The organism is Clostridium sp. DL-VIII (genome assembly GCF_000230835.1).
In the GTDB taxonomy this organism is placed as follows: Bacteria; Bacillota; Clostridia; order Clostridiales; family Clostridiaceae; genus Clostridium.
This window is the reverse complement of record NZ_CM001240.1, coordinates 604,487-627,513: the sequence shown is the minus strand read 5'-3', so window position 1 is coordinate 627,513 and position 23,027 is coordinate 604,487. Positions and strand designations below refer to the sequence as shown.

The window sequence follows — 23,027 nt, the reverse complement described above, 5'->3', positions numbered from 1 at the left end:
TCTTTTTTCATGAGCTGCAGCTTCAATTTAGCACTATTATATCAGTTCCATTACTCTTTAATTGTATATTCATCATATATTTTGTATATTTATAATACGAATTTCTTATCTAAAATACTTTCCACAAAAAACAATGATAATATAGTATAATTTATATAAATTGTTTTATTAAGGAGATGCTTTTATGATTATAAAAAATGAAGATGCAGTTATGCAATTCCCGGATGATAATACAAAGAGAAAAATTTTAGCCAACGGAGAAAATTTACTAGGTGCAAGAGTCATGTTTGATAAAACAACTACCTCTGTTGTTCCACATACACATCCTCACGATCAATTTACTTACGTACTCAAGGGTAAGTTAAAATTTATAATAGATGGTGAAGAAACTATAGTAACTGCTGGAGATTCTATACTTTTCCCTTCGAATGTTCCTCATGGATGTATTGTCTTGGAAGAAGGTTCTGAAGTATTAGACGTATTTACGCCAACAAGAGAAGACTTTTTAGAGTAGTCAAAAACAAAACCCGTAAGTAATAATCAAATTATCTACGGGTTATTATAATCACTCATTCCACTTTTATTTCAGTTTACTCCAAGATCTTACAAAACATTTATTTATATAATAAATTTTCATTAAAACTAACTGCTTAAATTTAATTCGTTCCAAGGTTTGTCAGTTTTTAATTATAGAACTGATCCAAATACTCCAATACATTGGCCATTGACCCAACCCATTTCATCTGTACATAGGCTTGCAACGACAGGTCCAATATCAGAAGCTTCCCCCATTCTTCCAAGTGCAGTATAAGAAGCAATCATATCTTTAAGTCCTGGATTTTTGATATAAGTATCTTTACTAAATTCAGTATCAACAGCTCCTGGAGCTATAGTGTTTGCTCTTATTTTTCTTGGTCCTAATTCCTTAGCTAGATATCTAGTAAAAACTTCTACGGCACCTTTCGCAGAAGCATAAAGTCCAGAACCTGGAGATGTAGAGCGAGTTAACATTGTGGAGGTATTTATAATTCTACCTTCATCAGCAATAAGGGGAATTAGCTTTTGTGTCAAAAAGAAAACTCCTTTAAAGTGTACATTAAATATTTTATCAAATTCTTCCTCTGTAACATTTGAAATAGGCGTATGATTTGAGATTCCAGCATTATTAATTAAAAAATTAAAATACTCTTGATTCCATTTATCTTTTAAAACATGTGACAATTTAGATACAAAGGAATCAAAGGAAGATACATCACCTACATTAAGCTGAATAGCAGCAGCTTTACCACCATTTGCTTCAATTTCTTTTACAACTTCATCTGCCTTTTCCTTTTGATTATTGTAAGTTATAATCACATCTATTCCCTTTTTAGATAATGATATTGCAGAATTTCTGCCAATTCCACGACTTCCACCTGTAACTAACGCAATTTTACTGTTTTTGCTCATAAAAAACTCTCCTTTAAATATTTACTAATCATTTAGAAATTATGTTCATATAGCTTTAGGTATACTTTAAAACACAAATGGTTATTTTATTCGTGAATTTTAATTTTACTAAGCATTTATAATTCTTGAAAATTAACTTCTTATGATTTATACTCATGTTAATCCCTAGAGTTATGTCTAGGGCAAGCTTTTTTTTAATAAATTTTAAAGGGGATTTTAAAATGACTTACACTATAAAAGATGTATCAGAAATATTAGGGCTTTCCATATATACAATTCGTTTTTATGATAAGCAAGGACTTTTACCATTTGTAGCAAGAAATAAATTAGGAAATAGAGAATTTACTGAATCAGACTTAGGCCTATTCATGGTAATTTGTTGTCTGAAAAACTCAGGAATGCAGATTAAAGATATTAAAGAATATATTGATTTATGTATGGAAGGTGCTGAAACTATAGATTCTCGAAGAGATTTACTTGTTGATCATCGAAAAGAAATTGTTAAACAAATAGATAATCTAAAAGAAAAGCTAGAATTGGTTGATTTTAAAATTAAAAGATATGAAGCTCCTAATGCTGTCGAACTTATTAATGAAGAAAGAAAAAAGGCTTATGAAGAAAAACGTGAAAACAACCTGTTATAAACCATACGACTTTATATAAAACGGCAAATTAATTTAATGAACATTGAAGTATTTCTACTTATTTATAAAATAATCTAGTTCAAATATAATCAATGACTATGTTTACATATAAGAGAAAGGCTGAACATTAAGATTTACTCTTAAAATGCTTAGCCTTTTATATTGCTTATCAAGCAATATAGTGTTATTGATTAAATAAAATTACATTCTTGCATTTAATTCATTAAGTACTCTCTTATGTTCTTTTTCGTCCAAGTTGTAGAAGAATATTGCACCAAGCTCAATGACTACAAATATTGCCGGAATTAAGGTCAATGTCATCAAAATACCATGTAATGCTGTTGCAGTTTGGACCTGATTAGCAACATAACCATATTTAGATAAAATTAAACCTGGGACAATTCCTCCGATTGCCATACCAAACTTGAAAAAGAATCCAACTAATGCATAGATGATACCACTTGTACGTTTACCTGTTTTATATTCACCATAATCGATAGTTTCAGGAATTAGTGCCCATACGAAACCGCCTGCAGTGATGGTACCTAGTGCCGCAATTAATCGTGCTGTAAATATAAGAGGAACCATTGATGAAGGAATTAAAAATAAAGCTATTAATCCAATTGCCTTCATAGATAAGGCAGTAAATAGTAATTTTTTCTTGCCCATCAGTTTATTCATCAGTGGCATTAAAGGCATAAGTACTAGTGCAGGTAGAGTTCCCATTAAACCATACCATTTTACCAAGTCTGGTCTTGCAACATTATAAGTGATATAATAAATTCCAACAGAATTAACGATTGAGTTAACACCAAAATTAAGAATAAAGAAAAGGCATATAATAACTAGTGGACGATTTGTTTTTAATTGAAGAAAAATATCTTTAAAATTAATTTTTGCTTCTTTGGAATGATTAACTTGAACACGCTCTTTTGTATTTAAGAAACAGAATATTAATATAATAGCTCCTAAGATCCCCATAGTTGACATGGTAATTTGCCATCCGCTACTTGTTTTTCCAGTCATGTGTGTAAAGATTCCTGCTAAAAGCGGTACACCAAAAGAAACAATTATTCCCCCAGCATTTGAGAATAGCATTCTCACTGAAGTTAAGCTTACAATTTCCTTATTATCTTGGGTAATTGCTGAAGTAAGAGCTGCATAAGGAATGTTAACCACTGAATATGTTACTGATAACAAAATATAAGTAATATACGCATACACTAGCTTCATAGGATCAGAAAACCCAGGAGTTGTAAAACAAAGAATAGCTACCACTGCAAATGGAATTGCACCATATAAAATGTACGGGCGGAATCTTCCATATTTTGTATTTGTCTTATCAATTACCGTTCCAATAAAGGGGTCCATTACAGCATCAAACATTCTCACAATTAGAAACATGAATCCAGCTGCTGCAGCTGTAATTCCAAAAACATCTGTGTAAAAGAATAGTAGATAGCTGCTTACTGTCTGATAAATAAAGTTACAAGCTAAATCACCTGAAGCATACCCAAGTTTTTCTTTCAAACTGATTTTTTCAAACACATTAGATGCCAATTGATTAGTTTTAGTAATATCCATTTAAAGCTCTCCTTTATTTTAATTTATAAGATTACCGCATTTATTTTATAGCTCTTTATACATAAAGTAATCAAAATCAGCTGGTTTATTAGTTCCACCATTATCCTGACAGTGTATTCCCACAAATGCCCCCGTGAAGGCCGATCCTATTATATAATCATCCGATAACTTTTTAACTTCAAAGTTTACAGGTATTTCATTCCACTTTAATCCATCAAAAGAATAATGGAATTTATAAACATCAATCTTAACTTCTACTTTTAGATGAACATATTCAACCTCAGCTGGAACAGGAATCATAGAATCATATATTGGCTGGGAAAATTCAGAGTTATCACAGGAAATAATATCAATTACTCTTCCTTTTTCTTCATTCCAAGTTACATCAACTGTGGTCCAATTTTCTGTATTGTAATAGCATACAAGGCCGGCTGACTGCTGATAAGTATCCGCATCAAATGAGACACTTGTTGCGGCAACAAAATTAAAAGACTGCCATCGTCTTGCTACGAACGCTTGCGTAAATTTAGAATTCAATGATTCCTTACCATATAATCTTAAGTTTCCTGGCTTTTCAGTTAGTGACATTATATTATCTGTTAATGGAATACGTAATGATTGAAAATTAATGTTTAATTTACAATCATCAAAGTCATCTCTTTCTGGATAGTCCTTTTCCCATTTTACTTCTTTAATATTATAAGGAGCATCAACTAACATGGCACCTTCTTTTCCACCTACTACATATGGCCATCTATCACGCCATTCAAGTTTTTGAATAGCTGTTTCTCTTCCAAGTGGACAATAGCCTCTAGGAGCTACATGTGTAAGTTGTTTTCCTGTCACGCTGTCATATCCTCTCTGTTCGGTGCCATAAGCCCTATCGATTGGAAGAGATCTTCCTGTTAAATGAACAAGATACCATTCATCTGTGTGTGTATGAACGAGAGATGCATGTCCACATTTTTGTAATTCATTTTCAGGTCTATGCCATGCAGTAAGTATAGGATTGTCAGGATGTACCTCATATGGTCCTTCTATATTCTTAGAACGTGCTATTGTTGCAGCATGTTCATACTTTGTACCACCTTCAGCGGTTAAAAGATAATAATAACCATCAATTTGATACAAATGAGGTCCTTCTGTTAATCCAAGCTCTGTACCTTTAAAAATTATTTGAGGCTTCCCAATTAATTTTTGTTTTTCTGGAGAATACTCTTGCATTACAATACCTCCAAATCTATTATGATTTACTCTGTGATCTAACAGCATGTTTACTAAATACTTTTTACCACTTTTATCATGAAATAAGGAAGGATCAAAGCCTGAACTATTTAATTTAATTGGTTCGCTCCAAATCCCATCAATAGTTTCACAGGTAACTAAGTAATTATGACACACTTTCCAAGCTCCGTACGGAGCCTTTACATCTGTATATATTAGCCAAAATTTGTTGTCGCTATAACTTAAACAAGGAGCCCAAATACCACCTGAATCTGGATTGCCTTTCATATCCAATTGTGAAATTCTATTTAGAGGGCGAGCAACTAACTTCCAATTAATTAAATCTTTCGAATGATAAATTTGCACTCCCGGAAACCATTCAAAAGTGGATACTGCAATATAATAGTCCTCACCTACCCTACAAATACTTGGATCTGGATTAAATCCTCTTAGTATTGGATTTTTAATTTTCATCATAAACTTCTCTCCTTTGATTAATTAAATATTTATTTATAAAGTTTAGATATTTTACATTAAATAATCGTTTACAAAGCACTTATTATTGTATAAATCACTCTAAATAAGCGCCTTTCATTGCTGATACAGCTCCCCTTGTATAACGTCCAAATATTCCTTTTCTTGTTTCTATTTTAGGAATACTCCACTCTGCCTTCCGTTCTTCTAATATTTTTTCTACTTCTTCTGGATTACGTAGCTCTCCTTTAATTCCAACAATATTTATCTTACGTCCATTTATATCAAGTTCAATCAAATCTCCATCTTCTACAAATGCTATAGGCCCGCCTGTTGCTGCTTCAGGTGATATATGTCCAACACATGGTCCTCTTGTAGCACCTGAAAAGCGCCCATCAGTTAACAAAACTGTTGAACCATTTAATCTTCTGTCACATACTATAGCCTCTGTTGTCATAAGCATCTCTGGCATTCCAGATCCCCTTGGCCCCTCATAACGTATGATTAAGACTTCTCCTGGATTAATTTTGTCTTCAATTACAGAATTATGGCAATCTTCCTCACAATTAAATACTCTTGCTGCTCCCACATGATACATCATATTTTCTGATACTGCTGCATATTTGATGACAGCACCTTCTGGAGCTAAGTTCCCTTTCAGAACTGCAATAGAACCCATTTCCTTTGTTGTTTCAACTGGTTTTATTAGCTGTTCGCGCTTCAATCCATAATTGTGAAGATATCCTTCTATTCTGTCAAAGAACCCATCGTTTTTTATATCTTCAAGATTTTCTTTTAGGGTCTTACCTGTTACTGTTAATACATTTAAATTTAAATAATCCTTTAATAACCATTGCACCATAGGAATACCCCCAGCAAACCAAAAAGCTTCAGTTGGATATTCGCCACTAGGATATATGTTTCCTATATGTGGAATCTTATGATTGATTTCATCGAATAGTTCTGGCTTTAGTTCTATGCCAAGTTCATAAGCTATAGCGGGAAGATGCAGCATTGCATTTGTTGACCCACCTATAGCTGCATGTACAACAATTGCATTATAAAATGCCTCCGGAGTAAGTATATCCTTTGTCTTAATATTAGCTTTAACTAAATTCATGATTTGCTTTCCGGCCTTTCTAGCCATAGCTGTTATATCTCGCATTGTTGCAGGAACAAGTGCACTTCCTGGCAAAGCTAAACCCAATGCTTCAGCCATACACTGCATAGTGCTGGCGGTACCAAGAAATTGGCAAGCCCCTACAGACGGACAGCCCGTCAACTTAAAATCACGGACTTCTTGAGAAGTTATCGCATCTTTTTTCTTTTCTCTTAATGAAATGTCTCCAGCCTTTATGGATGTTGACATATCTGGTGCTGGTCTCATACTTCCACCTGGAACAAATATGGCTGTCATATCCATACGTGCTGCTGCTCTGAGGTGAGCTGGAATAGATTTATCGCATGAAGAAACTAAGACCATTCCATCCCATGAAACAAATGATCCATGTATTTCTACCATATCTGCAATAACTTCTCTTGACGCTAATACAAAATTCATTCCATCGTGTCCTTGAGCACATCCATCACAAATATCTGTAACATGAAATTGTCCTGGACGTCCTCCTTTTTCATACACACCAATACTTACTTGATGCGTTAATCCCATAAGATGAGAACTTCCCGGATGGCTGTCACCAAATACATCATCAATAAGTATTTGAGGTTTTTTTATGTCTTCTTCATCCCAATCCATTCCCATTTGAAGAGAATCAATTTGCGACCATAATTTACGTTCTGAAGTACTTTTAGGCGTCATAAAATTATCTAGCATTATAAAACTCCTTTCAAATATTTACTATTTTAAATGTTAAATCTAATCATCATCTATTTAGCCTTGCACAAGTTTTTTTATTTTTTCTTTAGTATCGTCATTAACTTTAATATCATAATTTCTAAAAGATGTATTGATATCTAATTTTAAAGATATCTGAACAGCTTCCTTAAGTCCTACTATAAATGGATTAGTTAAGTCATATAATTCAGTCAATTTATTTACTTTATCTTGGAGAACTAATAATTTCTCAAAATTTTTATCTTGAAAAGCTTTATATGTATCTATAAATAATTTTGCATCTATATTAGTTAAACCTCCTATAATACCATCACCACCTGATAATAGGTTAGGTACTAAGTATTCATCGAATCCAGAAATTACACAAAAATCTTTGTGAACCTTCTTTATTTTTTGAACAAATTTTCTCACATTACTCATAGAATCTGTTGTATCTTTTATTCCAACAATATTTTTAAATTCACTGGCTAATCTAAATACTAATTCATACGATACGTTTACAGATGTTCTAGCAGGAAAATTATAAATCATAATAGGTAATTCTGTGTTTTTAGCTATTGTTGAATAATATTCATATATATAATTTTCATCCAGGCCAAAGAAATATGGGGTTATAATCAAAACACCATCAGCATTGACTTCCTTAGAATATTCATTTAATGCTATAACTTCTTCTATATTATTGCTTCCTGTACCAATTATTAACTTTGTTCTTCCATTCATAACTTCAGACACAAATTTGATATAATCTTTCTTTTCTTCAAAAGAAAGATTAAAGAACTCTCCAACAGATCCGAGCACAACGATTCCATCGACTCCATCATTAATTAATTTTTCAATTAAAATTTTAGAATTTTCTTCATCAATACCTCCTTTTTCATTAAAAATGGTAATTAATGGTGTATAAATCCCTTTAAACATAAAACTCCTCCTTTTGTTCGTTTCATATTTGAAACGCCATTCTATATTTAAATTATTTTTTAAGATGATTTATAAAATCATCTTAAAATTTAAAATAAACTTTCTTTTATGTAGCCTAATTTTTTAGAAATATCCAAAGCAGCCTTAGTTATGTATTTCTCATATGTATTAATTTTCTCATCATTGATCTTTATCTTTAACGTTGAAATAGATACTGCTGCTATTGCTTGTCCTATTCTGTTATATATAGGTACAGCTATACAAAATAATCCTTCTTCATTTTCTTCATTAGAAATAGAATATCCTCTTTCTCTAATCAAATTTAAATTTTCTATCAAACATTCTTTATCTATTATTGTATTTTGAGTTTTAGGAACAAATGTAACTTGCTCAAAATATTTATTTAACTGCACATTATTATAAGTTGCCAAAATAGCCTTGCCTAAACTTGTTGAATACATTGAGGTCCTAGATCCTAAATTGCCTGTTGTTCTTAAAGTTCCTTTTGATTCTCGTTTATCTAAATATACAAGTTCATTATCATTTACTACTGCTAGAAACACTGTTTCTCCAACTTTATCAGATAATTGTTCTAAGGTAGTACTAGCTATCTTAGTTAATTCCATTTTATTTAAATATAAACTTCCAAGTTCAAAAACGCCTACTCCTAATTCATAATTCTTTAATTTCATATTACTTATTGACAAAAACTTTTCACTTACTAATGCATTAACTATATTAAATACGCTAGTTTTAGGTATATCAAGATATTTACTTATTTCAGCTATTGTTACAGGTTCTTCACTTTCTCCAACAAACTTTAAAATTTCTATTCCTCTTAAAATTGCTGTATTCAAGCAATTCCCTCCTCACTATTCCATATATGGAATATTGTTTCAATATTTGCACTTATTATATATCCATCTTTTTCTTTTGTCAATTATATAACTTGGATAAATATTTAAGTTTTGAATAAATATTTAAGTCTATAATTCACAAACCTACATATACGCTTACTGATACTTATTATTCCATTGCATCATTTCAACAAAAATAGGATATAAATCTTTCCCTGCCTGAGATAGTGAATACTCAACATGTGGTGGAATTTCGTTAAATTGCCTTCTATCAACCAAGCCCTTGTTTTCTAGATCTCGAAGTGTAGAAGTGAGCATTGTATTAGTTATTTCTCCTATTTGTTTTTTTAAATCACCAAAACGAATAGAATCATATTTTATTAACTCAAAGAGTACTCGAATGTTCCATTTTCCCTGAAAGATCTCTAATGTTTTATACGTCCCACAACTTTTGTCAATTTTTACATCTTTTATTTGTTCTTGATACTCCTTAAATGTTATATCTACCATTTATTTCATTCTCCTTCGATTGTAAAAGTCAGTACGCTTAAATATACTTAGTTCATATATTCTGCGTACTTGTGCTATATATATGTTCTAAGTATAATAAACATACTAAAGAAAATCAAGGAGTGATATTAATATGAGTACAACAATTTATTACTTTTCCGCTACAGGAAATAGTTTAAAAGTAACAAAGGATTTAAGTGATCAATTAACTGATACTAAGATAGTACAAATCTCTAAGGAAAGCATTCCAGCATCAAAAGACACTCAATCAGATAAAATAGGTTTTGTATTTCCCGTATATAATTTTGGAATGCCTTTAATGGTAAAAAATTTTATAGAAACCTTGCCGATTGATAAACACACTTATGTTTTTGCTATAGCCACTTGTGGAGGAATGTTAGGTGCTACTCTTAATCAAATAAAAAAAATACTAAACAAAAAAGACATTAATTTAGCTGCATCTTTTTGTGTATTTATGCCTGGCAGTGATCAGCTGATGTTTCCTACCGTTTCTGAAGAAGAACAAAATAAACTTTTCAAAGATGAAGAAAAACAGATAAGTACAATAGCTCTTGCTATAAAAAGTGGACAACATGTTAAATATAAGACTAATGCTATTATGAGTTCTGTTTATAACTTACTATACACTGCTTCCTTTAGGCCAAAAGGTATGGGGAAGAATTTCTGGACTGATGAAAAATGTATAGGATGCGGTTTATGTTCTAAGGTTTGCCCTGCAAATAATATAGTTATGCACGATGGAAAACCAAAATGGGAGCATCAATGTGAATCATGTCTTGCTTGTATGCAATGGTGCCCGCAAAAATCTATACAATATAAAAAAGCTACCGTTAAAAGAGGTCGCTATCACAATCCAAAAATAGAAGTAAGCGAACTCATTCCCAAGCGTTAAATTAAGCACAAATCAATATTTTACTAAATGTAAACTGAAAGCATACGTTTTAGCTGACACGTATGCCTTCAGTATAAATGAATACGACTGATTCATTCGATACTTTTCATTTCGAAGATATCTCAAACATTCTATATAAATTTCAATGATAAACTGCTATTATATCTACATAGACAACTTAAGGCTTATAATCTAAACTAGCAATATGATAATAAAATTTATATAATAAGGAGCGTTTTCAAATCATGAATATATATAGTGAGTATTCCATTCCAGAATCGGATAACACTCAAAGATTGCTCCAAGCAAAAATAACTCGATTAGCACATCTGCTATATACCTATGCTCCACAGGATGGTGTTTTAAATCTGCCAATCTCTGGTCTATCTATCATCCGTTATTCAGGAACAGAAATGAATTGTCCAAAGACTTTCTATTTACCTTCTTTAAGTATTATTGCCCAAGGAGCAAGGTCTATCACAATAGGTCACGAGACGTACCAGCTTGATAAATCACAAATGATAATGAATCCAATCACCTTGCCAATTTCCATACAAACTATGAAGGTAACCAAATCTGAGCCTCTCCTCATTATCAGGTTGGATCTTAATCCTGAACGGATTTCGGAGATTGTTCCGAAAATATATCCTAATGGTCTGCCTCAAATGAAACCATGGAACGCTGGACATGTGATGAATACAGATATAAGCATTATTGACGCAATGATAAGACTTTTGGAGTGCTTGCAGAAACCCGGAGATGTAGAATTTATTGTCCCACTGATTATGGATGAAATTCTAATTCGCCTACTTCGTAGTTCCGTTGGAGTTCATGTTGCCGCCATGGGATTTACAGACTCAGGAGTACATCAGGTGGCAGAAGCAATAGCTTGGCTGCGTAACAATTTTTCTCAGTCAGTTAAAGTTTCAGACCTAGCAAAGCTGACACATATGAGTGTATCATCTTTCTATAATCATTTTAAAGCGGTCACTTCGATGTCCCCTACGCAATATCAAAAAGCTCTGCGTCTACATGAAGCGAGGCATCTAATGCTATCCAAGCACATGGATGCGACCACTGCCTCTAGAATGACAGGGTATGTTAGTAATTCTCAATTTAGCCGAGATTACAGCAATTTTTATGGAGCTCCCCCTAGAAAATATATAGACAGATTGCATCAACAACCCCAAAAAGCATACTAACCAAAAATATAACTTTAAATTTATAGTAGTTAATATGATTTTTGATCTACCAAAAAAGAATCTAATCACCACCTTATTATGCTCTCTACCTATAAGCTTGAGGGCTTTCCTTATATTAAGCAAGAATATTCAGCTTATTTAACACCTTCATTTTTCTGATGTGGCTAGAAAAGAAATAACGATCTAGAGAATAATGCAAAAAGACAATTGAAAAAGGCAAACATTCTTGCTATATAACATTTATAATTAATTTAGTCTTTGAATCTGTATTAGGCTATCCTCTTGTAATACCATGCTGATTCGAATACTATTTTAATTTTATAATTGATATTAGGAGGTAAAAAAATGAAAGTTATATCTTTTGTAGGCAGTGCAAGAAAGGACGGAAATACTTCAAAAATAGTTGATGCCATCTGTGCCGGTATTAAGAAAAATGGACATGAGGTTGAAACTTATAATTTATCAGAACTTGATAATAAGGGATGCAGGGCTTGTGGTTTATGTCAAGCAAATAAGGTGGAATATTGTTCTATTCACGACAAGATGACTGAACTTTTACCTAAGATAGCAGATGCCGATTGCATTATAATTGGAACTCCAATATATATGCTGCAAGTGAGCGGTTATACAAAGAATTTCCTCGATAGACTATTTACGTTTTTTGTAGAATCTAATAATACCACAAGATTTTTACCAGGTAAAAAATATATAACTGTTACATGCAGCGGTGCACCTGCTGAAGCCTTTAAAAATGTTACAGAATATCTTAATCAAATTTTTGGCGGCTATAGTCAAATGGTGAATGCAGGTAATATCATCGCAGGAAATTTGGGCAGTAAGGATGATATCCTTAGTCAACAAGAAATTTTAAAGCAAGCTGAGGAGATAGGTCAAAAACTAAACTAACTGATTTTTGTAGAGCAGAAGAAAATCACCATGCTAGACACGGCAAAACTTCTAGCCACGCTGTAAGCAGCCCAACACCTTATTCTTGTAGAAAATGTTTGTTTCTCCCAAAGCATTACGGAGAAGCAGACAACTTTCTCACCAATAGTTTTTAAAAATTCAACTAAATCCTATAATCACTCATTAAATCTTTTATATATAAAAATGCATGTGATGAGAGGAGCTTTATATGAAAAAAATTGATCTGGAACAACATTTTTATGATACTTGTATTCTTGACGTTTTGGAAAAAAGGAAAGTTCCACCTTGCTATGATACAAAAACTCAAGTCTTTGAATTTACACAATTTGATAAAATTTCGGCTGCAGCTGTGATGCCATTGCTTCTAGACATAGCAGAATCACGTCTTAAGCAAATGGATCAACTTGGCATTGACATAGCTGTTCTCAGTTGTTCGCCAGGACCTGAACAGTTTGATATCCAAGAAAGCATAGATGCATGCTCTAAAGTTAATGATGCTCTTGGAGCAATAATCAAAAAATATCCTGGACGATTCTTTGGAAGTGCAACTCTTCCAGTAAAAGACCCAGAAGCAGCCTGCAAAGAACTTGAACGTTGCGTAAAACAATACGGCTTCGTTAGAGCCTTTCTTTTTATTGCATCAATACTTAATCACCTCTTTTACTCCATCTTATAATTCCTTTAATAATTCTCTCTTAGAATAAAAATAATTTCTAAGTTCCTCTAGTAGTATAAATACAATGTGTCGATGTACAACTCTTAGAATGTTTCCCCTTTGTTTTTCAGTCCATTTCATTGTGTATAATCTACCACAGCTATTATAAAATTTACTTTTGCATGTAAACGGAACTTTTCTACTCTCTCAGCATGTCTCACACTTATATTCTGCAAATCCATACTTAATATCGCTACACTTTAAGGCCTTACTTACTACTTCATCAATATGCTTTCGCATATCCTTCGGTACCTTATTACAATATTTATTTTTTAAATCATTATAATTATTATTTAATATATCTTTTGCTGTTATTTTCTCCTTCATTATAATATATATTTTTTATTAGTTATCCACAGAATGTACAGTAATATAATTCCCTAAAGAATAAATTTTTTTATGAAAACAACTTGCTTTTTAAATCTAAATAATATATATTTAATATATCTTTTAGATACATCTTTTAGATATATAGGAGTGAATAAAAAATTATGAATGAACTTTTTATTTTAGGCGAGTTAATGGAGGAACCTCAAAGTGGTTATGACCTACGTAATGCATTGCAGGTCTCTTTAGGACGTCACCGCAAAGTCAGCTATGGAGTTATTTATCCCTTACTTGAGAAATTGGAAAAAGATGGTTTTGTAGAAATAACCACTGTAGGCTCAGATGGAAAAAATAAAAAAGTCGCTACTATTACAGAAAAGGGAAAAGAGCGTTTTTTTAAACTAATGAAAATGCCAGTTCCAAGTAGTGCTCACAATGCTGATATATATTTAATAAAACTTGATGTTATGCAGCATCTTGCTCTAAATGAACAAATCCAATTATTAGAGCAATTCTATCAGGAACAAAAAGACATCATAGAAGATGCACAAGATGCACTTCAAAAATTAGCTAAAGAAAATTCAAAGGATCACTGGTATGCAAGTAAAAAATTTGAGTTACGACTACAACAAGCTAATGCTGCAATAGAATGGATTAAAAAATTCAAACGTGAAATGAAAAAGGAATGGTGAACTGAATGACAAAAGAAATAAAAATAGCCTTATTAATGGCTGCTAGTCTCTTTATGGAGATTTTAGATGGGACAATTGTAACAACGGCACTACCTAAAATGGCTGAATATTTTCATACGGGTTCGGCAACAATTGCTTTACTCGTAAGTGTATATTTAATTACAGTTGCCGTTTTCATCCCTTTAAGTGGATGGATGGCTAATCGATTTGGAAAAAAGAAAATTTGGATTATTGCTGTAATAATCTTTGCCCTTAGCTCATTAAGCAGTGCAGTAGCCCCTAACTTCTCGTTTCTTTTAATAATGAGAATTATACAAGGAATTTCTGGTGCTTTGATGACACCTACAGCAAGACTGATTGTATTAGAAAAGACACCAGCTTCACAGCTATTAAAAATGTTTAGCTATCTCATTTGGCCTGCACTCATAGCACCAGCAATAGCACCGGTTGTTGGCGGATTTCTTGTTACCTACTGGAACTGGCAATGGATTTTCTTGATTAATGTACCAATTGGTTTAATTATAGTATTAATAGGAATAAGACTAATAGATACTGATAAAGAGAAGAAGACAGCTACATTTGATCTTTTAGGCTTTATAGAAATTTCATTTTCATCCGGAATAATTTTAGTTGGAGCAGAATTAGCTACTCATGGAAAAAATTATTGGACTAGTGCATTAGGATTATTTGTTTTAGGAATAATACTGAGCTTTATAGTTTTCCAGCACTTGAAGAAATCAGACAATCCATTATTTTCACTTGATTCATTAAAAATAGCTTCCTTTAGAATCTGTCAAACAAGTGGTTCTATTTTGTGGCTATGTGTTGGTGCATTACCGTATATCTTAACTATCTTTTTACAAACAGTCTTTCATTGGTCTGCAGTAAAAGCTGGTAGTTATGTGCTATTTATTTTTCTCGGGAATATTGGAATAAAACCATTTACTAATCCAATTATTCGTAAATTAGGCTATCGCGGTGCACTATTATCTTCATTTGGAATGGTATTTGTTACCTCAATCGCCTTAGCGTTTATTCAAATTAATACTTTACCTATTTGGATAATGTTTCTTGCACTAATTTCAGGTGTAGGACGTTCATTAGCTTTGACTGCTTATAGTGGCTTGAGTTTTTCTGAAATAGCTCCTCAAGATCGAAATAGTGCAAATACTTTAAATGCTGTTGTTTCAACATTGGCTCAAGGTATGGGTATATCACTTATTACAGTTGTTGTTAATTTACTACAAATTTTCTTTTCAACTACTACTGCATATGACTTAGGTTTTATATTTCTTGGTCTATTGATGATATTTCCAGTAATTGAAGTACTGTTTTTACCTAAAAACATTGGGCATGCAACAATTAGCTAATTTTACTCGCTACATATGTAATACACTGAATAAGTTGTTACGAACTATTGGTATTTCTAAAAAACAAATTTACAACTGTTTATGTTAATTATCATATCAATGAAAGAGATTATTTATTCATGATAAGGAGGAAATATAAATTGAACTTTAATGAAATTAATGATTACATTAAACAACTATATAAAAAAAGTAAATTAACTCAAGAGCAATATATTATGGACACCAAGTTAAAGGACTTTGCACCAGTGGTTGATGACGATGTGGCTAAAATGCTTCAAATTTTAATAATGATGAATAGACCACTAAAAATCCTTGAGATCGGTACAAGTATCGGTTTTTCAACTGTAATGATGGCAAAAGTTATTAAAGCTTATGGTGGTAAAATTGTCACAATTGAAATTGACGCAGATGTAGCGAAGCAAGCTATTGAAAATTTTGAGCGCGAAGGTGTAAATGAGCAGATTGAGGTTAAGATTGGTGATGCCAGAACTGTACTATCAGGTTTGAATGATACATTTGATATTATTTTTCAAGACTGCGGTGATAAAACACTATACTTGAAACTCTTTGACCAATACATTCGATTGCTTAAGTCAGGAGGACTCCTAATTGCCGAGGATACACTCTTTCCTGTGTTTGATTTTGGTTCCGAGTTCGGCGATTTAACCCAAATGTGCGAGGCAATAGATGCATTTAATATGAAAATTGCTAATTGTTCTCAATTTGAGAGTACTTTGTTACCTATTGGTGATGGTTTGACAGTGGCTATAAAAAGAGCAAATTAATTAAAATTCTCAGATTGTCTTTAAGATTTCTTTGTTTCCATATGGAAATTAAAATATAACATTTAAAATATAGGAGGAATAAACATGAAAATTATAGCATTCGTAGGTAGTCCAAGAAGAGATGGAAATACAGCCAAAATTGTAGCAGCCATTTGCAAAGGAGCGCAGGAAAACGGTCATGATGTTGATGTTTACAATTTATCCGAAATGAATATTAAGGAATGTGTAGCATGTGATGCGTGTCAATTAGAAAAGGTAGAATATTGCATTAATAATGACAAATTAACGGATCTTTTTCCTGAAATAGCTAAAGCAGACTGCCTAATTGTGGGTACACCGATATATATGCTTCAAGTTAGTGGAATAACAAAAAACTTTCTAGACAGATTGCGCCCTTTCTTAAAGCCTGATTTTACAGCTAAACACTTACCTGGTAAAAAGTACGTTACAGTAACATGCAGTGGTGCGCCAGCAGCAGCATTTAGTAATGTTACAGAATATTTGAAACAATTTTTTTCTTACTTTGACATGGAAAATGCAGGCAATATTATTGTGGGAGATCTAAAGGAAAGACATGATATTAGTCAGCAGCCAAATGTTTTAGTCGAAGCCGAAGAACTAGGTAGAAAATTAGTTTAAGTTGAGACTGTAAAAAAAGTCTGTAAATTAATAGAAGTAATAGCTTTCTATGATAAAATAAAAATATCATAGGAGGCTATTTTGATGTCAAGGAAAAAGAGAAGCAATGAGTTAAGGAAAAAAAATGCTCAAGACGGTAGGAAAAGATAATAGTTTATTCTGCCTTCATGTTTTATCTCTCTTATTCTACTTAATCTACCTAAAGAATGTACATCCCGAACCTTAATCCATGGCTTATATTTATCTACTTTCCCTGTTCCTATCCATCTTTAATCATTTTGGTTACATCTAAATTTCTTTTTACCATTCACTTCACCTCCATTAATAAAGTTCAATCAAATATTGTCTCGTCAATATATAAGAAAATTAATACAATAATGACTTGACAAAAGTGTATAGCAACCATATACTATTGACATGGATAAATTTATTAATAACAAACATCAAATTGCATATAATTCTCTGGATTTAGCGTTTGCTTTGACTGACCTTGATAAAAAGACTCGCTACTTCGGAACGGATGTACCGATTTTTCACTCTGAAATACATGTAATAAAGGTCATTGCCGAACATCCTGGCATTCATGTGGGTGGACTTGCCGATATTCTAGGAGTAACAAAAGGATCTGTTTCCGAAATTCTCAAAAAGCTAGAGAGAAAGGCTCTGGTTATAAAAGAAATTGATGATCTTAATTTGTCTAGATATTCATTAAGTCTTACTGAAGAAGGTAAAAAAGCTCATAGCAACCATATGCTCTATCATTCTATTGTAAATAATATGGTTGAAGATGAACTACAAAATGCCTCCGAACATGAATTGGAGTTTTTGTCAAACTTTTTGTCGAGCCTGATAAACAAGGTTAAATTTTTTAATGAAAATTTTGATGAATAAAAATTTTAAGCAAGCGTATGGTTGCTATACACATTCTTATTATAATTAAGTTAGGCGGTGTTAACATGAAAAGAAAAAGATCATCAAAGCCATATATGGCTTCTGATAATAGTGAAGTAAGTGAGCGGAGGTATAAACAAATACTTCAGGCTGACGAAAGGACTTTATGGGTTATCTATAATTCTTTAGCCTCATGCGTTCCATTTGGTTTTTATCCATATGAATGCCCAATATTTCCACCAGTCAATTCTTTTAATAAATAATAAGTTTGAAAATAATAAAATTGATAAGATCTTAAAAAAGTAAGATGAATAATCAATTATATTCAAGTGTATGGTTGATATACACATTTTTATCATAATTAGTTAGGAGGTACTAGCATCAAAAAGAAAAAATCATCAAGGCTATATATGAGTTATGATAATAGTGAAATGACTGAGCAAAAGTATAAACGTAAAATACTTGAAACTGATGGACGAAGTTTATGGGCTGCTGAATTGAGTTTATGGGCTATCTATAATTCTTTAGCCGCATGTGTTCTCTTTGGTTTTTACCCATATGAATGTCCAATATTTCCACCAGTCAATTCTTTTAATAATAAATTTGAAAATAATAAACTCTTACAGAGGCAAGATGAATAACCAATTTTATTCAAGTGTATATCAGCCATACTCCTTTTGTCTATAATTTATGTAAGGAGGATTAATCGTGTATCAAAATATGAGTTATTCTTCGAGAAAAAAACTATTCTCTCAAAGGAAGAATATTTAAAAGTTATATATAAACTAAAGGTATTATTTTCACAATTTAAACTGATATAATGATAATCAATATAAAAAGCGTATCACACTTTAAGGAGATACTATATAAATTAATCAATTACATAACGAACGCGAAAAGAGCCTATATTCAAAAAGAAATACACCAATAATGCTGATAATCGGAATTGCATTTATTGCAGCAAATTTGCGTTCACCTTTAACAGCGGTTGGCCCGTTGGTCAATCAAATTCGTGGTAGCTTACATATTTCCAATACATTAGCAGGTATGATTACAACCCTTCCGTTATTAGCTTTTGCAGGATTCTCACCTTTCGCTCCACGATTGGCGCGAAAATTTGGCACTAAATTGGTGCTGCTTTGGTCACTTATTTTTCTGACTTTCGGAATTACATTACGTTCATTGTTTGGAGGGGTTGGACTATTTCTTGGAACATTAATCCTTGGATTGTCCATTTCTGTCGGCAATGTGCTAATACTCAGTCTAATCAAACATGAATTTTCTAAACAGGTCGGTTTGATAACTGGCATCTATACTGCTTCTATGGGCCTTTTTGGGGCGATAGCATCCGGTATCAGTGTCCCTGCTTCGGCAAAATCTAGATTGGGATGGAGCGGAGCGTTAAGCATTTGGCCTGCACTTAGTTTCTTATCCATTGTCATCTGAATACTTCAAATAATACGTAGAAAGCAAGAAATGCAGATGAATCGGCAAGATTGTCCGGCATGGCACAGTCAATCGTCCACCTACTCGCTGCTTTTTGGCTGATGCTTTTTGGCTTTCTACATGATGCAGCTAGCAACTGGGAATTACCACTTATTGTCTTAATCGGTGCTTCCGCGTTATGCTTGTTTGTTAGGCTGGGTGCATCACCCAATCTACATATTAAGTACAACTGTTGATAATAATGCCACACAGAAATATTCTATCTCTAATTTAGATTACTGCAATAAACTATTTTAAATTCAAAAATAAGACATAGAGTAATAAGATATTCTTATATCACTCCATGTCTTATCTATCTATACATAATTAATTTTCAAACAAACCTTATTATTTAATCCCACATTAAATTACTTTGATATAAGCGACTTACTAATTGCTAATCCCTTGCACCTTCAATTCGTCTTAACTTCTCAGTGTCCCTAGCTGGAGATGAACCGAAGAAACGTGAATACTCTCGATTAAACTGTGAGGGACTCTGATATCCAACTTGGTATGCAGCACTAGCTACTGCATATCCCTCAAATGCCATGAGGTTTCTAGCCTCCAAAAGCCTTAATTGCTTTTGAAATTGAATCGGGCTTAAACCCGTTGCCCGTTTGAATTGACGGTGAAAGGTATTTATAGCCATACCATATTTTAATGCAATCTCACCGATGTCAATTGGCTTCGTATAGTTATCGCGAAGCCATTTTACAACTTGAGAAATCTTAGAAAAATTGCTTTCTCTCAAGCCAAGTTGCCTCAGATACCACCCTTGCGATCCCATAAGAACTCGATAAAGTATTTCGCGTTCATAAGCCGGTGCAAGCGCTGGAATGTCTCTTGGGGCTTTTGTTAACCTCAATAATCGCAGCCATGCCTCCATAAGCTCGATGTCTATTTTGCAAGCTGCAAAGTGCTCAGAAGCAGTTGGTATTAGATCTTCAGGAATATCCCTTAACAAACTCTGAAGAACATTCTGGTTTAACTCAAGACCTAGGGACATGTAAGGACGCCCATCACAGTCTGGATGTACACTCGCCGTTGCAGGAACATGTATCGGTAACACGTAATATGAAGGTCCTTTCATTGTAGTAGTATGTTCACCAATTAAAAGAATCTTTGTTCCTTGAATCGTAAAACCAATCATAGGCTTGTAGAGTGCTGCGAGCTGATGTGTTGGAACGTCTCCCTTAATCATGCTTAACCCAGGTACTTCGGTTTCTATTGGTCGGGTGCCTGCTCTTTTCATTAAATCTATAATTTCATCTAAAACTTTATTCATACACGTATTCTATCACATGACTTCGTGCTTTTCAACACAATTCCTAACGCCAGGGCACTTTTAGGCTCTTTAAAAGATAAAAATACAGAGTAATTCAAATGATTTTTATCACTAGTGATACTTTTAGGCAATAAAATGGTACCATTAGATCTAGTTTATTTCAGCAGAAACGAATAAAATAGAATCAAATTTAAGCAACAAAACAAGGAGGATTTTATTATGAAAATTGCAATTGTAACAGGTGGAAGTAATGGCATTGGAAAAGCAACTGCGCTTGAACTTGGCAAACGCGGAATTAGTGTCATCCTCACATACAATTCCTATAAAGATAGAGCAGAAGACATTGTTAAGGAAATTGAAAAAAATAATGGAGTTCAGGCTGTAGCACTGAAGCTGGATCTGACTCAAAGATCAACATTCGAAGGCTTCGTTCAAGAAGTGAAGATGAATCTCAAAGAAATTTGGAATAGAACGACTTTTGATTACTTAGTAAACAATGGCGGTGTAGGTGGCCCAATGATGTTCTCGGAGATGAGCGAAGAATATTTTGACAAAATTCTTAATACGAACTTCAAAGGCCCCGTTTTCTTAACGCAACACCTTATGCAATTCATGGAAGATGCTGGAGCCATTGTAAATACCTCGAGCTCATCCAAGAACCAATCATTTCCTGGTTATTCAGTCTACGGCTCGTTAAAAGCAGCGTTGTCATCTTGGACTCGCTATATCGCCAAAGAACTTGCGCCGCGCAAAATTCGTGTCAATGCGGTTTCTCCTGGTCCTACTCTCAGCAATTTTGGCGATGGAGCCTTCGATAAACATCCTGAATTCATTAAGCCGCTAGCTGAGCAATCTGTATTCGGCCGAATAGGCCAACCTGAAGATCTTGCCAAGGTCATTGTGAACTTACTATCCGATGATTTCGGATGGGTCACAGCCCAAGATATCGAAGTGTCTGGTGGACACTTGCTTTAGGAATGGTAATACAAGCAACCGTGTCATATATTAAAAAGCCTATACCCTATAAAGGCAATTTCTAAGTAAGTATCTAAAAGTATTTAATATTGTATAATCTAGAAGAAAAATAATGTATAAAATAAATGTAATGGAACGTTATAATAATCAACTTGGGAAATTCACTAAAAGTAACCATGTTTTCCCTAATGATAAGTCGTTAGGGAAAATACCATACATTGTAATCATTCATATGACTAAGAAATGGAGAAATGAAATTAAAGGCTGAGCTCAACTCTAAATCTTCTTCGAAGGTCGACTGAACAAAGCTTTATAATAACTAAACATTGTAAATGTTCTAATCCTAAATGGATTGTTGTTGATTTTAAATAAAGTTTGATCCAAATAATTCTTGCAAATACCTAAAAGCTATAAATTGATTTTATAATTTTTTATACAAGCAAGCCATTTGTAATAATATTTAAATAATTAACAATATTGGATTTAACTTCATTATATATAATTCATTATAAACTTTTATAATTCCATTATCTGATATAGCAACTCTAATTTTTATTTTTTTAATCTGTCTACCATAAAGGGAGCATACCACTCTTGAATAATACGATTTTACAATTTGCTATTTATTTTTATTGATTCATAATTTAAGTGATTGTTCCTTTAATCTATTTGACGAAGTTAAAGTTTACTAACCTAGCTTCTTTAATTTGCCATCAGGAATTGTTATATCTAATTGCGCACTAGTATCTTTACCCGCCACTAATTTTATCCTATTAAGACCTTTCTTAATGTGTAAAGTATTTATGTCATAATTACTCATATTTAACTGGTTAGTTCTTTCTATAATATTCGTAACAGAATTATCTGGTGAAATTAATACTAATTTTAACTTTCCACTTGTTACACTTATTAGATATGTCATATCTAATTCTCTATCTTCGTCAGATTCATAAGTCCAAAGGGTATCCATTCCTTCTATTCTTTTTATGTTGGCTCTAAACTGTTGCCCATTAATACTTTGTTCTATACCGTTAAGACTATAACTATTTGTGGTACTTGAAATTTTTTCATTATCATCATAAATTGAAGTCATATAATTGTCATAAATCGAAGTCATAGAGTTTTTAGAGCATCCAATTAACAATAGGGATACAAATATTAAAATGACAGCATATTTCTTTTTATTCATGTCTATACCTACCTCTCAAATTACTCGTTATCTTCCTCACATTGCAATACGATTATTAATAAATTATAACATAAATTGTAAATTAAATACTATTCAATTTTCAAAGAACACTTT

The 23,027-nt window shown here is 32.7% G+C and carries 24 protein-coding genes and 2 pseudogenes; 16 read left to right on the top strand and 10 right to left on the bottom strand.

All coding sequences use genetic code 11. The features are described from left to right. Positions 1-184 precede the first annotated feature (184 nt). On the top strand, positions 185-514 hold the full coding sequence (locus CDLVIII_RS03015) for a cupin domain-containing protein (RefSeq protein ID WP_009167981.1): 330 nt from the start codon (positions 185-187) through the stop codon (positions 512-514). A gap of 173 nt (positions 515-687) precedes the next feature. On the opposite strand, the gene CDLVIII_RS03010 is transcribed toward CDLVIII_RS03015, so the two are convergent. Further along, positions 688-1,449 carry an SDR family oxidoreductase gene (locus CDLVIII_RS03010; protein ID WP_009167980.1) on the bottom strand — a complete coding sequence of 254 codons (762 nt, stop codon included), beginning with the start codon at positions 1,447-1,449 and terminating at the stop codon, positions 688-690. A gap of 221 nt (positions 1,450-1,670) precedes the next feature. Between CDLVIII_RS03010 and CDLVIII_RS03005 the strand changes: the two genes are divergently transcribed. Then, entirely contained in the window at positions 1,671-2,093 is a 423-nt protein-coding gene (locus CDLVIII_RS03005; RefSeq protein ID WP_009167979.1) for a MerR family transcriptional regulator, read from the top strand. Between the two features lie 201 nt (positions 2,094-2,294). On the opposite strand, the gene CDLVIII_RS03000 is transcribed toward CDLVIII_RS03005, so the two are convergent. The 6 genes from CDLVIII_RS03000 to CDLVIII_RS02975 form a co-directional block, all read right to left on the bottom strand. Continuing rightward, positions 2,295-3,677 (bottom strand): MFS transporter, encoded by a 1,383-nt coding sequence (locus tag CDLVIII_RS03000; RefSeq protein WP_009167978.1) that lies wholly within the window; start codon positions 3,675-3,677, stop codon positions 2,295-2,297. A 45-nt stretch (positions 3,678-3,722) separates the two neighbouring features. Then, complete coding sequence (locus CDLVIII_RS02995) at positions 3,723-5,378, bottom strand: glycoside hydrolase family 43 protein (RefSeq protein WP_009167977.1); 1,656 nt, start codon at positions 5,376-5,378, stop codon at positions 3,723-3,725. A 94-nt stretch (positions 5,379-5,472) separates the two neighbouring features. Further along, the gene (gene ilvD, locus CDLVIII_RS02990) at positions 5,473-7,209 is read right to left on the bottom strand and encodes a dihydroxy-acid dehydratase (RefSeq protein WP_009167976.1); all 1,737 of its coding nucleotides are present in this window, start codon (positions 7,207-7,209) and stop codon (positions 5,473-5,475) included. A gap of 57 nt (positions 7,210-7,266) precedes the next feature. Next, complete coding sequence (gene dapA, locus CDLVIII_RS02985; RefSeq protein WP_009167975.1) at positions 7,267-8,151, bottom strand: 4-hydroxy-tetrahydrodipicolinate synthase; 885 nt, start codon at positions 8,149-8,151, stop codon at positions 7,267-7,269. An 89-nt stretch (positions 8,152-8,240) separates the two neighbouring features. Next, positions 8,241-9,008: an IclR family transcriptional regulator gene (locus CDLVIII_RS02980; RefSeq protein WP_009167974.1), complete on the bottom strand. Its 768-nt coding sequence runs from the start codon at positions 9,006-9,008 to the stop codon at positions 8,241-8,243. Between the two features lie 156 nt (positions 9,009-9,164). Next, the gene (locus CDLVIII_RS02975; protein ID WP_009167973.1) at positions 9,165-9,518 is read right to left on the bottom strand and encodes a helix-turn-helix domain-containing protein; all 354 of its coding nucleotides are present in this window, start codon (positions 9,516-9,518) and stop codon (positions 9,165-9,167) included. Between the two features lie 133 nt (positions 9,519-9,651). Here CDLVIII_RS02975 and CDLVIII_RS02970 point away from each other — a divergent pair, with 133 nt between their 5' ends. From CDLVIII_RS02970 to CDLVIII_RS02955, 4 genes are all read left to right on the top strand, one after another. Beyond that, entirely contained in the window at positions 9,652-10,431 is a 780-nt protein-coding gene (locus CDLVIII_RS02970; protein ID WP_009167972.1) for an EFR1 family ferrodoxin, read from the top strand. Between the two features lie 245 nt (positions 10,432-10,676). After that, positions 10,677-11,633: an AraC family transcriptional regulator gene (locus CDLVIII_RS02965; protein ID WP_009167971.1), complete on the top strand. Its 957-nt coding sequence runs from the start codon at positions 10,677-10,679 to the stop codon at positions 11,631-11,633. 345 nt (positions 11,634-11,978) lie between these two features. After that, on the top strand, positions 11,979-12,539 hold the full coding sequence (locus CDLVIII_RS02960) for an NAD(P)H-dependent oxidoreductase (RefSeq protein ID WP_009167970.1): 561 nt from the start codon (positions 11,979-11,981) through the stop codon (positions 12,537-12,539). 229 nt (positions 12,540-12,768) lie between these two features. Then, entirely contained in the window at positions 12,769-13,236 is a 468-nt protein-coding gene (locus tag CDLVIII_RS02955) for an amidohydrolase family protein (RefSeq protein ID WP_009167969.1), read from the top strand. Here the strand turns inward: CDLVIII_RS02955 and CDLVIII_RS29645 are convergent. Then, positions 13,231-13,602 (bottom strand): annotated as a pseudogene (locus tag CDLVIII_RS29645) (transposase zinc-binding domain-containing protein). The gene CDLVIII_RS02955 and the pseudogene CDLVIII_RS29645 overlap by 6 nt on opposite strands. A gap of 164 nt (positions 13,603-13,766) precedes the next feature. Between CDLVIII_RS29645 and CDLVIII_RS02945 the strand changes: the two are divergent. The 8 genes and pseudogenes from CDLVIII_RS02945 to CDLVIII_RS29640 all read left to right on the top strand — a co-directional run bounded on the left by CDLVIII_RS02945 (position 13,767) and on the right by CDLVIII_RS29640 (position 19,722). Further along, the gene (locus tag CDLVIII_RS02945; RefSeq protein WP_009167967.1) at positions 13,767-14,294 is read left to right on the top strand and encodes a PadR family transcriptional regulator; all 528 of its coding nucleotides are present in this window, start codon (positions 13,767-13,769) and stop codon (positions 14,292-14,294) included. A 5-nt stretch (positions 14,295-14,299) separates the two neighbouring features. Next, a complete protein-coding gene (locus CDLVIII_RS02940) occupies positions 14,300-15,664 on the top strand; it encodes an MFS transporter (protein ID WP_009167966.1) in 1,365 nt (454 codons plus the stop codon). Positions 15,665-15,804: 140 nt separating this feature from the next. Then, a complete protein-coding gene (locus CDLVIII_RS02935; protein WP_009167965.1) occupies positions 15,805-16,449 on the top strand; it encodes an O-methyltransferase in 645 nt (214 codons plus the stop codon). Between the two features lie 84 nt (positions 16,450-16,533). After that, positions 16,534-17,088 carry a flavodoxin family protein gene (locus tag CDLVIII_RS02930; RefSeq protein WP_009167964.1) on the top strand — a complete coding sequence of 185 codons (555 nt, stop codon included), beginning with the start codon at positions 16,534-16,536 and terminating at the stop codon, positions 17,086-17,088. A gap of 417 nt (positions 17,089-17,505) precedes the next feature. Continuing rightward, the gene (locus tag CDLVIII_RS02925; protein ID WP_009167963.1) at positions 17,506-17,979 is read left to right on the top strand and encodes a MarR family transcriptional regulator; all 474 of its coding nucleotides are present in this window, start codon (positions 17,506-17,508) and stop codon (positions 17,977-17,979) included. A 65-nt stretch (positions 17,980-18,044) separates the two neighbouring features. Further along, positions 18,045-18,242, top strand: coding sequence for a hypothetical protein (locus CDLVIII_RS02920; protein WP_242835815.1), 198 nt, complete (start codon positions 18,045-18,047; stop codon positions 18,240-18,242). 147 nt (positions 18,243-18,389) lie between these two features. Further along, the gene (locus tag CDLVIII_RS02915) at positions 18,390-18,620 is read left to right on the top strand and encodes a hypothetical protein (protein WP_009167961.1); all 231 of its coding nucleotides are present in this window, start codon (positions 18,390-18,392) and stop codon (positions 18,618-18,620) included. Positions 18,621-18,849: 229 nt separating this feature from the next. After that, positions 18,850-19,722: pseudogene (locus tag CDLVIII_RS29640) on the top strand (MFS transporter). Positions 19,723-19,861: 139 nt separating this feature from the next. On the opposite strand, the gene CDLVIII_RS02900 reads toward CDLVIII_RS29640, so the two are convergent. After that, positions 19,862-20,749, bottom strand: coding sequence for an AraC family transcriptional regulator (locus CDLVIII_RS02900; protein WP_009167960.1), 888 nt, complete (start codon positions 20,747-20,749; stop codon positions 19,862-19,864). Positions 20,750-20,968: 219 nt separating this feature from the next. On the opposite strand from CDLVIII_RS02900, the gene CDLVIII_RS02895 reads away from it, so the two are divergent. Beyond that, complete coding sequence (locus CDLVIII_RS02895) at positions 20,969-21,724, top strand: SDR family oxidoreductase (RefSeq protein ID WP_009167959.1); 756 nt, start codon at positions 20,969-20,971, stop codon at positions 21,722-21,724. A 112-nt stretch (positions 21,725-21,836) separates the two neighbouring features. Next, positions 21,837-21,992, top strand: a complete 156-nt coding sequence (locus tag CDLVIII_RS30540) for a transposase (RefSeq protein WP_144005358.1) — start codon at positions 21,837-21,839, stop codon at positions 21,990-21,992. 420 nt (positions 21,993-22,412) lie between these two features. On the opposite strand, the gene CDLVIII_RS02890 is transcribed toward CDLVIII_RS30540, so the two are convergent. Continuing rightward, on the bottom strand, positions 22,413-22,913 hold the full coding sequence (locus CDLVIII_RS02890) for a hypothetical protein (RefSeq protein WP_009167958.1): 501 nt from the start codon (positions 22,911-22,913) through the stop codon (positions 22,413-22,415). Positions 22,914-23,027 lie beyond the last annotated feature (114 nt).

Excerpts from the sequence above, each read along its gene's own strand:
- ilvD (WP_009167976.1), bottom strand. The coding sequence starts at position 7,209 with ATGCTAGATAATTTTATGACGCCTAAAAGTACTTCAGAACGTAAATTA.
- CDLVIII_RS03000 (WP_009167978.1), bottom strand. The coding sequence starts at position 3,677 with ATGGATATTACTAAAACTAATCAATTGGCATCTAATGTGTTTGAAAAA.
- CDLVIII_RS02895 (WP_009167959.1), top strand. The coding sequence starts at position 20,969 with ATGAAAATTGCAATTGTAACAGGTGGAAGTAATGGCATTGGAAAAGCA.
- CDLVIII_RS02940 (WP_009167966.1), top strand. The coding sequence starts at position 14,300 with ATGACAAAAGAAATAAAAATAGCCTTATTAATGGCTGCTAGTCTCTTT.
- CDLVIII_RS02915 (WP_009167961.1), top strand. The coding sequence starts at position 18,390 with ATGAGTTATGATAATAGTGAAATGACTGAGCAAAAGTATAAACGTAAA.
- CDLVIII_RS02920 (WP_242835815.1), top strand. The coding sequence starts at position 18,045 with ATGAAAAGAAAAAGATCATCAAAGCCATATATGGCTTCTGATAATAGT.
- CDLVIII_RS02955 (WP_009167969.1), top strand. The coding sequence starts at position 12,769 with ATGAAAAAAATTGATCTGGAACAACATTTTTATGATACTTGTATTCTT.
- CDLVIII_RS02965 (WP_009167971.1), top strand. The coding sequence starts at position 10,677 with ATGAATATATATAGTGAGTATTCCATTCCAGAATCGGATAACACTCAA.
- CDLVIII_RS02890 (WP_009167958.1), bottom strand. The coding sequence starts at position 22,913 with ATGAATAAAAAGAAATATGCTGTCATTTTAATATTTGTATCCCTATTG.
- CDLVIII_RS02960 (WP_009167970.1), top strand. The coding sequence starts at position 11,979 with ATGAAAGTTATATCTTTTGTAGGCAGTGCAAGAAAGGACGGAAATACT.
- CDLVIII_RS02995 (WP_009167977.1), bottom strand. The coding sequence starts at position 5,378 with ATGATGAAAATTAAAAATCCAATACTAAGAGGATTTAATCCAGATCCA.
- CDLVIII_RS02970 (WP_009167972.1), top strand. The coding sequence starts at position 9,652 with ATGAGTACAACAATTTATTACTTTTCCGCTACAGGAAATAGTTTAAAA.
- CDLVIII_RS02900 (WP_009167960.1), bottom strand. The coding sequence starts at position 20,749 with ATGAATAAAGTTTTAGATGAAATTATAGATTTAATGAAAAGAGCAGGC.
- dapA (WP_009167975.1), bottom strand. The coding sequence starts at position 8,151 with ATGTTTAAAGGGATTTATACACCATTAATTACCATTTTTAATGAAAAA.
- CDLVIII_RS02925 (WP_009167963.1), top strand. The coding sequence starts at position 17,506 with ATGGATAAATTTATTAATAACAAACATCAAATTGCATATAATTCTCTG.
- CDLVIII_RS03005 (WP_009167979.1), top strand. The coding sequence starts at position 1,671 with ATGACTTACACTATAAAAGATGTATCAGAAATATTAGGGCTTTCCATA.
- CDLVIII_RS02975 (WP_009167973.1), bottom strand. The coding sequence starts at position 9,518 with ATGGTAGATATAACATTTAAGGAGTATCAAGAACAAATAAAAGATGTA.
- CDLVIII_RS03010 (WP_009167980.1), bottom strand. The coding sequence starts at position 1,449 with ATGAGCAAAAACAGTAAAATTGCGTTAGTTACAGGTGGAAGTCGTGGA.
- CDLVIII_RS02945 (WP_009167967.1), top strand. The coding sequence starts at position 13,767 with ATGAATGAACTTTTTATTTTAGGCGAGTTAATGGAGGAACCTCAAAGT.
- CDLVIII_RS02930 (WP_009167964.1), top strand. The coding sequence starts at position 16,534 with ATGAAAATTATAGCATTCGTAGGTAGTCCAAGAAGAGATGGAAATACA.
- CDLVIII_RS30540 (WP_144005358.1), top strand. The coding sequence starts at position 21,837 with ATGTATAAAATAAATGTAATGGAACGTTATAATAATCAACTTGGGAAA.
- CDLVIII_RS03015 (WP_009167981.1), top strand. The coding sequence starts at position 185 with ATGATTATAAAAAATGAAGATGCAGTTATGCAATTCCCGGATGATAAT.